The sequence below is a fragment of the Bradyrhizobium sp. HKCCYLS3077 genome, from assembly GCF_051167555.1.
Lineage (GTDB): Bacteria > Pseudomonadota > Alphaproteobacteria > Rhizobiales > Xanthobacteraceae > Bradyrhizobium.
Map to the genome: position 1 here is coordinate 320,274 of NZ_JBNPTH010000002.1, position 13,784 is coordinate 334,057.

The window sequence follows — 13,784 nt, forward strand, 5'->3', positions numbered from 1 at the left end:
CACAGCCTATCCACCGGTTGTCCTCAGCCGAACAGACCGCGATGGTCGGCCAGAATCGCCCGGGCCGCATTGTGGCCCGGCGCGCCGGTGACGCCGCCGCCGGGATGGCTGCCCGAGCCGCAATGGTAGAGTCCCTTCAGCGGCGAGCGATAGTCGGCGTGTCCGAGCATCGGCCGGGCCGAGAACAGCTGGTTCAGCGTCAGCGCGCCGTGGAAGATGTCGCCGCCGAGGAGGCCGAACTGCCGCTCCAGGTCCAGCGGCGACAGCGCCTGCCGGCCGATGACGCTGGCGGCAAATCCCGGGGCGTAACGATCGACGGTTGCGATCATGAGGTCGGCGACCTCGTCGCGGTGATCGTCCCAGGAGCGGCCATTCGGCAGCTCCGGCGCGACATGCTGGCAGAACAGGCTGGCGACGTGCTGGCCCGCAGGGGCCAGCGTCGGATCGAGCGTCGAGGGGATCAGCAACTCGACCACGGGATCCCGGCTCCAGCCGTGGGCGCGCGCGTCGAGATAGGCTTGGTCCATGTAGCCGAGGCTTGGCGCCAGGATGATGCCGGCGGAGAGATGGTCTCCGTCGCCCGGGAGTGCGCTGAACGAGGGCAGGCGGCTCAGCGCCACGTTCATGCGGAAGGTGCCTGAGCCGTTGCGCCAGTTGCGGATGCGGCTCAGAAAAGCCTCGGGCAGGGCGCCTGTCGGCACCAGCCGCGTATACAGCAGCTTGGGATTGACGTTGGCGGCGACATAGCGGGCGCGAAGCGCGCGGCCGTCATCCAGCACGACGCCGACGGCGCGGTCGCGTTCGACGATCACCTCGCGCACGCCGCAGTCGACCTCGACGAGCGTTCCCAGCTCCTTCAGGCTGCGCGCCATCGCCTGGGTGATCGCGCCCATGCCGCCGATGGCGTGACCCCAGACGCCCTTTTTGCCGTTCACCTCGCCAAAGGCGTGATGCAGCATCACATAGGCCGAACCGGCCGCGTAGGGGCTGGCATAATTGCCGACGATGGCGTCGAAGCCGAACAGCGCCTTCACCAGGTCGGTCTCGAAGATCTCGTCCAGCATCTCGCCGGCCGAGCGCGTGAACAGGTCGAGCAGGTCGCGCTGCTGCTCCAGCGACAAGGCGCGCAGCGTGTTGGCGGTGCCGAGCGCGGCGAAGGCCTCGCGGATCGCGGGCAGGCCGAATTGTCCGACGAGATTGGGCGGCGCGCGCAGCACGAGGCTGCGCAGCACATCCGCGATCGCTTCGAGCCGCGCCGAGAACGGGCCGATCATCTCCGCATCGCGAGGATTGAGGCGGGCGACGGAGGCCTGCGTGCGGCCTTCGCCGGTCAGGAGATAACGGCCGTCGGGAGAGGGCAGGAAGTTCTGCGCGCGCCGCTCGACGATCTCGAGCCCGTGCTGATGCAGCTTGAGATCGGCGATGACGCGCGGGTTGAGCAGGCTCACCGTGTAGGAGGCGACGGAGTTGCGGAAGCCCGGATGAAACTCCTCGGTGACGGCGGCGCCGCCGACCACCTTGCGGCGTTCGACCACATGCACGCGCAGGCCGGCCATCGCCAGATAGGCCGCACAGGTCAGGCCATTATGGCCCGCGCCGATGATGATCACGTCGGTTTCGTTCATGTCAGCTTCAAACAGCCCTGATTAATGACCGGCGGGAGCCGCCTGCCAGGAACCTTGACGGGTGCTGTCGCCCCGGATCGCCGCCGCGTCAAGGGGAACTCGGTTTTGCCGCAGCGCCTCGCCATACCGCCCCCCGATCCGCTATGTGTCGTCTGCACGCGGCGGTCCGGCTCCTCGTCTCCGATGCCGGGCGCGCCGCTGCTGGAGTTGTCATGACCTCAATCGCCTCGTCCGCCGCCGTCGCCCAGCCGTCCGCCGCCCGCAACCGGCTGGTGCTCGTAGTCTATACCGCCGCTATCTTCGTCAGCGCGCTGCTGCTGTTCTCGGTGCAGCCGCTGTTCACCAAGATGGTGCTGCCGCGGCTCGGCGGCTCGCCGGCGGTGTGGTCGGTGGCGATGGTGTTCTTCCAGGCGTTGCTGCTGGCGGGCTACGCCTATGCCCATTTCCTGACGCAGTTGCGCAGCCGTGTGATCCCCGTGGCGATCCATCTGCTGCTGCTCGGCTTCGCGCTGCTCAGCCTGCCGCTGTCGATCGCCGGCCACTGGGGCGATCCGCCGACCTCGGGCTACGCGGTCTGGCTGCTCGGCCTGTTCGCGGCCTCGATCGGTCTGCCGTTCTTCGCGCTCGCCGCCAACAATCCGCTGCTGCAGGCCTGGTTCGTCCGCACGGGGCATCCTTCAGGGCCAGATCCCTATTTTCTCTATGCCTCCTCGAACATCGGCAGCTTCCTGGCGCTGCTGTCCTATCCGCTGCTGGTCGAGCCGATCTTCAGCCTGCGCACGCAGAATCTGATCTGGGCCGGTGGCTACGGCCTGCTGATCGCGCTGATCGCCGGCTGCGGCGTGCTGCTGCTGCGCTCGCCGGTGACGGTCGCGAGCCTGCTGCAGAACGACGTCAGTGACGCGCCTGCGCCGCGCTGGCTGCTTCGGCTGCGCTGGATCTTCCTGGCCGCGGTGCCGTCGGGCCTGCTGATCGCCGTGACCGCGCACATCTCCACCGACGTCGCCGCGGCGCCCCTGCTGTGGGTGCTGCCGCTGTCGCTGTATCTGCTCACCTGGGTGCTGGTGTTCCAGTCGCGGCCGCTGCTGCCGCACAAATGGATGCTGGCGCTGCAGCCGCTCGCGATCGCCGGCGTGGTCGTGCTGCTCGCCTTCGGCGGCGAGCAGAACCTGGCGCTGACGCTCGGCGGCCATCAGCTCTGCTTCTTCATCATCGCGATGGCCTGCCATGGCGAGCTCGCGCGTACGCGGCCGCCGGCGAAATATCTCACCGGCTTCTATGTCGCGCTGTCGTTCGGCGGCATGGTCGGCGGCCTGTTCGCGGGCCTGATCGCGCCGTTCACCTTCTCCTGGGTGGCCGAATATCCGATCCTGCTGGCCCTCGCGGCACTATGCCGCCCGTCGGCCAATGAGCGGTTGCCGCAGCTGACGCGCTGGTACTGGATCCTGCTGGCGGCCATCGCCATCGCGCTGCTTGTGCCGGCCGGCATGACCGGCAAGCTCACCACCTATCTCGAGGATCACCGCGTCTATGTCGCCGGCGCCGTGGGCGCGCTCGCCGCTGTCGTCGCGTTGCTGCTCAACGCCGGGCGCTGGAAGGTGTTCGCCACGGCCGCGCTCGCGCTGGTGCTGATCCGCGCCTATCCGGCCGATGACGGCCGCGTCGAGACCGTGCGCAGCTTCTTCGGCGTGCACAAGATCGTGGTGACCTCCGACGGCCACTATCACGTGCTGATGCACGGCACGACGATTCATGGCGCGCAGAAATATCTCAACGCCGACGGCTCCAAGGTCACCGGCCGTCCCGAGCCGATCACCTACTACCACAAGGACGGCGGCATCGGCCGGGCCATCACCGCGATCCGCGAGCGCAAGGGCGCGCCGCTCAAGGTCGCCGTGATCGGGGTCGGTGCGGGCACGCTCACCTGCGCCGCCGAACCGGGTGAGGACTGGAAGTACTTCGAGATCGACCAGACCATGGTCGATACCGCGAGCGATCCGAAATATTTCAGCTACATCAGGAACTGCACGCCCGACTTCAAGCCGGTCATCGGCGATGCCCGGCTGACCTTCGCCAAGGAGCCGGACGGCGTCTACGACCTCATCATCGTCGATGCCTATTCGTCGGATGCGATCCCGATCCATCTCGCCACCGAAGAGGCGATGGCGATCTACAAGGCCAAGCTGGCGCCGCAGGGCGCCGTGGTGATGCACGTCTCCAACCGCCACCTCGAACTCGAGAGCGTCGTCGTCGGCATCGCCGACGCCAACGATCTGAAGAGCTGGGTGTACAACGAGGACTCCGGCCGCGACGACGAGTACATCTTCTCGACCGACGTCGTGATCAGCGCGCGCGAGGACGCCGATGTCGGCAAGCTGGCCTCGTCGCCCAAATGGACCGAGACCGAGCCGACCGACGGGGAGCGGGTCTGGACCGACGACTACTCCAACATTCTCGGTGCGGTGTACCGCCGGCTGCGCGACGGGGAATAGCGGCGCTTCCGCCACACATCCCGGCCTCCTTGTGAACGGGACCCGTCTCGCGGTTGCAGCATGCCGCGGAGCGTGTACTCTGCCGTGCATTGTTTGATTTATCTTTCGGATGGCCATGCGCGACAATCGAGTGCTCAGGGGCCGACATCTGCACCGGCTGCAGCGACGCCACTTCATCCTGTTCGACGTTCTGCCCTTCGTAGGTACCCTGGTAGCGCTTGCGCTGCTGCTCGTGCGGCCGATCGGGGCGATGGAGCTCGGCCTGTTCGCGGTGATGTGGCTGATCACAGGCCTCGGCCTGACCGTCGGCTATCACCGCCTGTTCACTCACGGCGCGTTTGCGACGGCGGGCTGGGTGAGCAATCTCCTGATCATCATGGGCTCGATGGCGGGCAGGGGACCGATGATCTCCTGGGCGGCCATGCATCGCCGGCATCACGAATTGTCCGATCACGATGGCGACCTGCATTCGCCGAACCTGCATGGCGACGGCTGGCGCGGTCGCTTGCGTGGCCTCGTTCATGCCCAGCTGACCTGGATGGTCGAGCACGATTATCCCAACGTCGCGCATTACGTGCCCGATCTGATCGCGCAGCGCAGCTGGGTCAAAATCAACGGTTACTACTACGTGTGGGTGCTGCTCGGGCTCGCGCTTCCCGCAGTTGCGGGCGGGCTGATCTCGCAGAGCTTGTGGGGCGTGCTCACCGGCTTCCTGTGGGGCGGCGTCGTCCGGATGTTCGTGGTCGAGCAGACGATGTCGGCAATCAATTCGCTCAATCACATGCTCGGCAGCCGGCCCTTCCAGACCCGCGGCGACAACAGCCGCAATCTCGGGCTGATGGCGTGGCTTGCCTGGGGGGAAGGCTGGCACAACAATCATCACGCCTTTCCGTATTCGGCGGCGTTCGGCCTGCGCTGGTCCGAATTCGACCTCGGCTTCCTGTTCATCAGGGCACTCGAGGCCGCAGGTCTCGTCTGGAACGTCAAGGTCCCCGCGCCGGAGAAGATCGCCGCGCGGATGACGACGCCGGCGTCCGAGGCCGCTTCCGATTTCGGGCATGGCTGATCGTCATCGATTGGGTTCGAGGCGGGACAGGCGGAGCCGCGCCGGCTGATGCTGTTCAACAGCTATGCGTTTCTCCTGGTGTTCCTGCCGGTTGCGATCGTGCTGGCGCGCATGGCCGATCCGTATCCGGCCTTGCGCATGCCGGTCCTGATCGGCCTGTCGCTCGCGTTCTACGGCTATGGCGATCCGCCGTTCCTACTGCTGCTGATTGCCTCCATCACCGGCAATTGGCTCGCCGCGCGGCTGTTCGCCCGTTTCAAGGTGAAGGGCATTCTCACCTGCGCGATCATCGCCAATCTCGCGCTGCTCGGCCTGTTCAAATACGCCGATTTCGCCGTCGCCAATCTCGACCTGTTGATCGGTCACGGCTTCCAGCCGCTACAGCTGGCGCTGCCGCTCGGGATCTCGTTCTTCACCTTTCATCACATCATGTATCTCACCGATCTGCGCGCCGGAAAGGCGCCGCTGACCGCGCTCGATCGCTATGCGCTCTACATCGCCTTCTTCCCGCAGGCGATCGCCGGACCGCTCGCGCGCTGGTCGGAGGTGATGGAGCAGTTCGGCCAGCGTATCTATGCGCCCGGCTGGCAGCAGCGCTTTTTTCTCGGGATCGTCTTCATCGTCGGTGGGCTGATCGAGAAGATCATGTTCGGCGACCGGATCGCTCATTTGCTCGATCCGATCTACGCGCAGGCGGCGACCGGTCCGTTGCCGGCCGGTGATGCCTGGCTCGCGGCCTTCGTCTCGGTGCAGATCTTCTACGACTTCGCCGGCTATTCCGACATCGCCATCGGGCTCGGCCTGCTGTTCGGCGTCCGACTGCCGTTCAACTTCGACGCGCCGCTGCGCGCCACCAACATGCAGGACTTCTGGCAGCGCTGGCACATGACGCTGATGGCCTTCCTGCGCGATTACGTGTTCCGCCCGATGGTCAATGCGCGCGTGCTGCCGCGGCGGTTGTTCGCCGTGCAGTATTTCGCCGCCATGCTGATCACGATGGTCCTGTGCGGCCTGTGGCATGGCGCGAGCTGGAGCTTCGTACTGTGGGGCACGCTGCACGGCGTGGCCGTGGTCGTCTGCGCACTGTGGCGCCGGTTCGGCCCGCGCCTGCCGGCCGTGCTCGGCTGGCTGCTCACCTTCCTCGTCGTGCTCGGCACCGGCGTCATCTTCCGCGCCGGATCGGTCGAGGCGGCGTGGCACGTGTTCCAGGGATTGGCCTCGCTGCCGCCGGTCGAGCGCGGCGTGCGGCTGCTACCGATCGTGATTCCCACCCTGGCCGCGGTGCTGCTGCCGGCCAGCCAGGACGTCGCCGCGCGCCTGACGCGCCGCCCGAATGTGGGCCTGGCGGTGCTGCTGGGTGTCGCCGTCCTGGCGTTATTGATCGAACTTGGAGAACGCGACGTTCATGAGTTCATCTACTTCAAGTTCTGACGTTGCCGCCTCGGTCGTCTGGGAACGCTGCATCGCCGCGTTTCTCGCCGCGCTCGGCGGCGGCGCGCTGCTGGTGCTGGCGCTGATGGTCTCGGTCGATCCCTATGACAGCGGCCGGTTCGGCCTGCTCGGCATCAAGGGCACCGGCGACAGCTGGACGCCGACGGGGCAAGTGAGCCGCGCCCGTGATCCCGATTTCGATTCCGCTGTTATCGGCAACTCCACCGCGCAACTGATCAGACCGGACACATTGTCCGCCGCGACCGGATCACGCTTCGTGCAGCTGTTCGTCTCCGGTGCGCCGCCGCAGGGCCAGCTCGCCGTGCTCGACTTCTTCCTACGCCATCACGCAAAGCCGCGCGCGCTGGTCGTCGTCATCGATGATCCCTGGTGCGCGCATCAGGACGCGATCGCTGCCAACGACACGTTCCCCTATTGGCTGTATGACGACAGCGCGCTGCGCTACACCGCGCATCTGTTCAACTGGCGGGCCCTCGATCTTGCCATCCGTCGCATTAAGATCTGGCGCGGGGTGCGCGCGCCCGAGCGGCCCGATGGCTACAGCGACTACGAGATCGATTATCCGCCGGGCACGCAGGCGCCTGCCGACGTGCCGCAGCCTCCCGCGCCGCGCGACGATGGAGCGATCAGCACGTCCTTCCCGCTTGCCGAGCGCCTAAACCGGCTCATTCGCGGCGTGCCGGCCGAGACGTCCGTGGTCCTGGTGGTTCCGCCGAACTTCCATACGATCCTGCCGGCGCCGGGGAGCCGTGCGGCGCGCGAGCGCGAGGCCTGCAATGCCGCCTTCCGGCAGCTGGTCTCGGGGCGCGCGCACAGCAATCTGAGCGATTTTCGCGTCGACAACGCGCTGACGCGCAATCCGGCGAATTTCCTCGACCACATCCACTACCGCTCCGCCATCGCGCGCCGCATCAATGACGGGATCATCGCGAGCATCAGGAGTGGCGCGGCCGCGCAAATCGATTTCTGAACGCCGTCACGAATCGAGCGGCTGCAACTCGCCGTCGAGCCACAGCTGACGCGCGCGCCGCCGCTGGATCTTGCCGCTGGTGGTCTTCGGCAATTGCCCGGGGCGGATCAGCACGACATGCCGCGCGAACACCTCGTGCGCCTCGGTGACGCGCTCGCGGATCAAGCCCGCAAGCTCCTCGATGTCGATGCGCTTGCGCTCGGTGCGCTCGACCTCCTGAACGACAACGAGCGTTTCGCTGCTGTCCTCATCCGGCACCGAAAACGCCGCGCCGCAGTTCGGCCGCAGCGCCGGGTCGGTGGCCTGAACGGTGGCCTCGATGTCCTGGGGGTAGTGATTGACGCCCCTGATGATCAGGAGATCCTTGATGCGGCCGGTGATGAACAGCTCGCCATCGGCATCGAGAAAGCCGAGATCGCCGGTCCGCAGCCACAGCGCGCCGTCTTGATCACCGTCGATGGTCGCGCGGAGATCCGCTTTCGTCGCCGCCGCATTGCGCCAGTAGGAGCGGGCGACGTTCGGGCCGTTCACCCAGATTTCGCCGACTTGGTCAGGTGCGAGCTTCGCGCGGGTTTCCGGATCGACGATTGCGATCCGCTCGCCTGATAGGGCGCGGCCGCAGCCGACGATCGTCCTGACGTCGTCGGGCGCGGCCGGTGTTGTCGCATGGTGTGCCTGCAGCGCGCGATGGCTGACGTCGCGGAGCACCGCCCCTGCGCCTCTGCGTCCACCAGAGATGAGCAGCGTCGCCTCGGCCATGCCATAGGCCGGGTAAAGGGTGCCCGGCGCGAAGCCATGCGCAGCGAAGGTCTCGGCGAAGCGACGCAGCGTCTCGGCGCGCACCGGCTCGGCGCCGTTCAGCGCCACCTTCCAGCCCGAGAGATCCACGTCCTGCATCTGCTCGGCGCGGTAGCGCGCGACACAGAGGTCGTAGCCGAAATTGGGACCGCAGGCGACTTCCGCGCCGTAACGCCCGATCGCGCGCAGCCAGTTCAACGGCCGCTGGGTGAACGCGTTCGGCGCCATCAGCACGCACAGCGCGCCGACATAGAGCGTCTGCAGCGCGTTCAGTATCAGTCCCATGTCGTGATAGAGCGGCACCCAATTGACGTAGGTCGATTGGCTGGTGTTGCCGAGCGCGAGCCGGATCATCTCGGAATTGGCCAGCAAATTGGCGTGGCTCACCGCGACGCCCTTCGGCTGCGACGTTGAGCCGGAGGTGTATTGCAGGAAGGCGATGTCCTCGGTCTCGATGCGATGCGCCGGCACGGCGACGGCATCATCCGCCGCCGCAAGATCGACGGCCAGCCAGCGCAGGCCATCGCGGGCGAAGCGGTCCTGCAGATCGCCGCGCAGCGCGAAAGCGGCACTGCTCAGGGCCAGCGTCGGCGCACAATCGGCGATGATCGCGCCGCTCGCATCGCGCGCGCCCAACCGCCGCGGCATCATCATGGGAACGGCGATGAGTCCTGCGATCAGGCAGCCAAAGAACGCCACGAAAAATTCGAGGCCCGGCGGAAACACCAAGAGCGCGCGGTCGCCGGGCTGCGCCTGGTCGGCGAGCCGCGCCGCCAGCCTGCGGGCCTTGGCGTGGAGTTCACCGAAGGTGAGGCCTGCTTCCTCGGCGCCGCGGTCGTTGAGGAAAAGATACGCCCGGTCGTCGGGTTGCGCATGCGCGCGGGCCTCTAGCAGCGCGGCGAGCGAACTGAAAGCGTCCATCGCTCGTGCCGTGCCGGCGCCTATGCGGCGGGCCGGGCCGCGGTGCGTCCCGCCAGTTGGCGCGACAGCTCGTCGATGGTCGGATAGTCGTAGAAGTCGTCCATCGACAACTCGATGCCGAGCTTCTCTTCAAGCTCCATCATGACGTAGACGACCATCGCCGAATCCAGCCCGAGCCGGCTGAACTTGCTCGTCGTGTCGATGCGATCGGGGGGAAGCCGGAGGGTCTTGGCGAGCGAAGCGACGCAAAATTCCGAAATCTGTTCACGCGTCATCCAAGAGGCCTTTGTGTGAAAAATCGGGACATATGCGGCCACAATACGAAGCCGATGCGGCGAGTCAATTTGGCCAGCCCGGCACGGTCTCCAACCTCCGCAAGGTGCGGCCGAAAGGTCACGGCATCGCAAGCCTTTGTCGTGAGTTGTTCGAACAGCCGGAAACGCCGCGAAGGAACTCGATCTCAAAGGCGGTTGGGCTTCGGTAGCACGTGCGTAGCTGGGCGTTGCGCGCTTGAACCGGTCTCCCGTCCATCTCGACGACGAAAAGAGGTGCGCGCCTCGACCGAGCGGACCGAAGCCATTGTGCTGCCGCTGGCCTTTTTGCCGATGCTGTCATCGCTCCTCAATTTTGCAGCGCAGAACATGGAATTCCCTGATTGACTCTGACATCTGTTGCGTGCCGGTCATCACCATGCTACCTGAGGTGCGCCCCTCATTGAGGCCTATCGTCGGCCTTTTGATGCGGGCAGCGTCCGAACGGCAAATTGCCGTCCTGTCCGAGCCGGCATCGTCTCGGGCAAGTGATATGGGCAAGCGATAGACTCGTAAGTACCAAAACACCGGTCGCATCAAGCAGGCCGGCTGACATGGGAGGGGTTCGATGAAGCGTCTTTGGATGGCCGGCGCGTCGGCTTTGTTGGCGGTGGCGCTCGGTGTGGGTTCGGCGGGAGCGGCGGACAAGAAGGTTCTGGCCTTCGTAGTCAACGGCGCATCCGACTTCTGGAAGATCGCCGAGGCCGGCGTGAAGAAGGCGCAGGGCGAGCTTCCCGACTACAATCTGCAGCTCAAATATCCGGAGCAGGCCGCGGCCGCCGTGCAACAGCGCATGCTGGATGATCTCGTCGCGGCCGGCGCCGCCGGCATCATGGTCAGCGCCGTCGATCCCAAGAATCAGACCGAGCACCTCAACAAGATTGCCGGGCAGACGGTGCTCTTCACCACCGACAGCGATGCGCCGCAGTCGAAGCGCATCGCCTATATCGGCTCCTCCAACACCGAGCTCGGCAAGGATGCCGGCAGGATGATGCTGAAGGCGCTGCCGAACGGCGGCAAGTGCGTCGGCTTCGTCGGCCTGCTGGGCGCCGACAATGCGCGCGAGCGCATCGAGGGCGTCAAGGAGACGATCAAGGGCTCGAAGGTCGAGCTGGTCGACGTGCGCGGCGACGAGATCGACCAGACCCGTGCCAAGCGCAATGTCGAGGACATCCTGGCGGCGATGCCGGACGTCAGCTGCCTCGTCGGCTTCTACTCCTACAACACGCCGCGCATCTACGAGGTGCTGAAGGAGGCCGGCAAGCTCGGCAAGATCAAGATCATCGGCTTCGACGAGGATCCGATCACGCTCGGCGGCGTGAAGGACGGCGCCATCGAGGGTACCGTCGTGCAGCAGCCCTATGAGTGGGGCTATCAGGGCATGAAGCTGATGGCGAAGGTCGTGCAGGGCGACAAGTCCGGCGTTCCCGCCAACGGCATCATCATCGTGCCCGGCAAGGTCATCGACAAGTCCAACGTCGACGACTTCATGGCGCAGATGAAGCAGATGCTGAAAAAGTAGCGCGGCGGCCGGCGTGTCCGGGCCCTTCCTCGAACTGATCAACATCGGCAAGACCTATCCTGGCGTGGTCGCCCTCGACCACGTCAGCCTCTCGGTCGCCCCCGGTGAGGTGATCGCCTTGCTCGGCGAGAACGGCGCCGGCAAGTCCACGCTGATGCGCGTGCTCGGCGGCGTGGTTGCGCCGAGCAGCGGCACGATCCGCATCGATGGCGTCGATCGGACCAGCTACACCGTGACGGATGCGATCGCGTCCGGCATCGCCTTCGTGCACCAGGAACTGAACCTGTTCGACAATCTCGATGTCGCAGGCAACGTCTTCATCGGCCGCGAGCCGGTCTTTGGCGGGCCGTTGCGGCTGATCGACCGCGCTACGCTACGCGCCAAGGTGCGGCCGCTGATTGAGCGGCTCGCGGCCGATTTTGCGCCGGACACGCCGCTTGCGGAGCTGTCGCTGGCGCAGCGCCAATTGGTCGAGATCATCAAGGCGCTGTCGCTCAACGCGCGCTGCGTCATCATGGACGAGCCGACCTCGAGCCTCACTTTGTCGGAGACCGAGCGGCTGATGCAGGTCATCGCCGGCCTGAAGGCCGATGGCGTCAGCGTCATCTTCATCACCCATCGCCTGAACGAGGTGGTGCAATGCGCGGATCGTGCCGTCGTGCTGCGCGACGGCCGCACGGTCGGAACGCTGACGCGCGGCGAACTCAATCCGGCCGCGATGATCCGGCTGATGATCGGCCGCGACCTGCGGTCGCTCTACGTGCCGCCGGCCGCGCCGCCCGGCGCCACCGTGCTCGACGTCGTCAATGCCGTCACGTCAACCTATCCGCGACAGGCCGTGAGCCTGCAGTTGCGGCGCGGGGAGATTCTCGGTCTCGCCGGGCTTGTCGGCTCCGGACGCACCGAGCTCGCGCGCGCGATCTTCGGTGTCGAGCCCTTGCTGGCGGGCGGCATCAGTCTCGACGGCGAGCCCGTCCGCATCTCGACGCCGCGCGCGGCGATCGACCGCGGTATCTATCTCATCCCGGAGGACCGCAAGGGCTGCGGCCTGCTGCTCGACTTTCCCATCGCCGAGAACATCTCGCTGCCGGACCTCGCCTCCTACGCCAGCCTTGGATTGGTGGATCGGTCGCGGGAAACCGACAACGCCGACCGCCAGCGCGAACGCCTCAAGATTCGGGCGCCCGACGTCAGGATGCAGGTCGGCACCTTGTCCGGCGGCAACCAGCAGAAGGTCGTGCTCGCCAAATGGCTGTCGATGCGGCCGAAGGTGCTGATCTTCGACGAGCCGACCCGCGGCATCGATGTCGGCGCCAAGCAGGAGATCTACGACATGCTGCGGCGGCTGGCCGATGCCGGCGTCGCGATCCTGATGATCTCGAGCGACATGGAAGAGGTGGTCGGCGTCAGCGACCGCATCGCCGTCATGCATGAAGGCAGAATTTCCGGTTTCCTGGCGCGCAGCGCGTTCAGCGAGCACAACGTGCTGCAACTCGCCGTCGGCCACACCATCTGAGCGAGGCGTCCGTGCAGAAGAAAGATCTCAGCCTGCTGGTCCTGATCCTGGTGGTCGGCGCGGTCGTGGCCTTCATCAATCCGCGCTTCCTCCTGGTCGGCAATCTCTCCAACACCGCCAATCAGGTCGGGATGTTCGGCATCTTCTCGATCGCGGAGGCCTTCGTCATCATCGTCGGCGGCATCGAGCTCGCGGTGGGATCGGTGATCGCGCTGCTCGGCGTGCTGTTCATCGACCTGATCGTCAACCGCGACATCGACTGGATCGCCGCGCTGCTGATCATCCTCGCCGGCGGCCTCGCGATCGGCATGATCCATGGCACGCTGGTGACCAAGATGCGGATCCAGCCCTTCGTCGTGACCCTGTGCGGGCTGCTGATCTACCGCGGTGCCGCGCGCTATTACACCGAGGACGCCACCGCCGGCTTCGGTTATGGCGCGAGCTTCCCGACCCTGGAATGGCTCGCCGCCGGCCGCACCAACGTGCTCGGCTTCCCGCTGCCGCACAGCGTCGTGGCGCTGGCGATCGTCGCCGGCATCGCCTGGGTGGTGCTGCACCGCTCGGTCTATGGCCGCTATTTCTACGCGGTCGGCAAGAACGAGGAGGCGGCGCGCTATTCGGGCATCCGCTCGGACCGCGTCACCATCGCCGCCTATGTGATCTGCGGCGGGCTGACCGCGCTCGCCGCGGTGCTGATCGCGATGTACACCCGTTCGATCTCGCCGGCGGTCCACGGCTCGTTCTACGAGCTCTATGCGATCGCCGCGGCCGTGCTCGGCGGCTGCTCGCTGCGTGGCGGCGAGGGCTCGATCATCGGCGTCGTGCTCGGCACGATCCTGCTGCAGGTGCTGCAGAACCTGGTCAACCTGCTGGGCATTCCGAGTTCGCTGAACTTCGCCGTGATGGGCACGGTGATCCTGATCGGCGTGCTCGCCGATCAATATCTCGTGCAGCGCCGCAAGCGGGCGCCCGCGGCGCGCGGGCAGGCGAGTGCTGAAGCCGCGCCGGCCACGCTCGAGCGCGCAAACGCCGAGTAGGTGCGCCGGACTTTGGCGGCCTGACACGAACATGGGCGAGAAACGACATGCAGCCGGAAGCGGCAGAGCGCGTC

General features: G+C 66.3%; 10 protein-coding genes. 7 read left to right on the forward strand and 3 right to left on the reverse strand.

Translation table 11 applies throughout. From position 1 onward, the window contains the following. Positions 1–23: 23 nt before the first annotated feature. On the reverse strand, positions 24–1,625 hold the full coding sequence (locus tag ACQR0Z_RS07475; RefSeq protein WP_434918205.1) for a phytoene desaturase family protein: 1,602 nt from the start codon (positions 1,623–1,625) through the stop codon (positions 24–26). A gap of 212 nt (positions 1,626–1,837) precedes the next feature. On the opposite strand from ACQR0Z_RS07475, the gene ACQR0Z_RS07480 reads away from it, so the two are divergent. From ACQR0Z_RS07480 to ACQR0Z_RS07495, 4 genes are all read left to right on the forward strand, one after another. Next, complete coding sequence (locus ACQR0Z_RS07480; protein WP_434918206.1) at positions 1,838–4,117, forward strand: fused MFS/spermidine synthase; 2,280 nt, start codon at positions 1,838–1,840, stop codon at positions 4,115–4,117. A 115-nt stretch (positions 4,118–4,232) separates the two neighbouring features. Further along, complete coding sequence (locus ACQR0Z_RS07485; protein ID WP_434918207.1) at positions 4,233–5,183, forward strand: acyl-CoA desaturase; 951 nt, start codon at positions 4,233–4,235, stop codon at positions 5,181–5,183. Positions 5,184–5,231: 48 nt separating this feature from the next. Beyond that, positions 5,232–6,614: an MBOAT family O-acyltransferase gene (locus ACQR0Z_RS07490; RefSeq protein WP_434918208.1), complete on the forward strand. Its 1,383-nt coding sequence runs from the start codon at positions 5,232–5,234 to the stop codon at positions 6,612–6,614. Then, positions 6,589–7,605, forward strand: a complete 1,017-nt coding sequence (locus ACQR0Z_RS07495) for a hypothetical protein (protein ID WP_434918209.1) — start codon at positions 6,589–6,591, stop codon at positions 7,603–7,605. The genes ACQR0Z_RS07490 and ACQR0Z_RS07495 overlap by 26 nt, the downstream gene beginning before the upstream one ends. A 6-nt stretch (positions 7,606–7,611) precedes the next feature. Here the strand turns inward: ACQR0Z_RS07495 and ACQR0Z_RS07500 are convergent, their stop codons facing one another. Further along, positions 7,612–9,324 (reverse strand): fatty acyl-AMP ligase, encoded by a 1,713-nt coding sequence (locus tag ACQR0Z_RS07500; RefSeq protein WP_434918210.1) that lies wholly within the window; start codon positions 9,322–9,324, stop codon positions 7,612–7,614. Between the two features lie 20 nt (positions 9,325–9,344). Continuing rightward, positions 9,345–9,599 (reverse strand): acyl carrier protein, encoded by a 255-nt coding sequence (locus ACQR0Z_RS07505; RefSeq protein WP_434876636.1) that lies wholly within the window; start codon positions 9,597–9,599, stop codon positions 9,345–9,347. A gap of 604 nt (positions 9,600–10,203) precedes the next feature. Here ACQR0Z_RS07505 and ACQR0Z_RS07510 point away from each other — a divergent pair. The 3 genes from ACQR0Z_RS07510 to ACQR0Z_RS07520 are packed head-to-tail and all read left to right on the forward strand — an operon-like array spanning position 10,204 to position 13,710. Next, on the forward strand, positions 10,204–11,157 hold the full coding sequence (locus tag ACQR0Z_RS07510; protein ID WP_434918211.1) for a sugar-binding protein: 954 nt from the start codon (positions 10,204–10,206) through the stop codon (positions 11,155–11,157). Between the two features lie 13 nt (positions 11,158–11,170). Beyond that, positions 11,171–12,673 (forward strand): sugar ABC transporter ATP-binding protein, encoded by a 1,503-nt coding sequence (locus tag ACQR0Z_RS07515; protein WP_434918212.1) that lies wholly within the window; start codon positions 11,171–11,173, stop codon positions 12,671–12,673. Positions 12,674–12,684: 11 nt separating this feature from the next. Next, on the forward strand, positions 12,685–13,710 hold the full coding sequence (locus ACQR0Z_RS07520) for an ABC transporter permease (RefSeq protein ID WP_434918213.1): 1,026 nt from the start codon (positions 12,685–12,687) through the stop codon (positions 13,708–13,710). Positions 13,711–13,784: the final 74 nt, after the last annotated feature.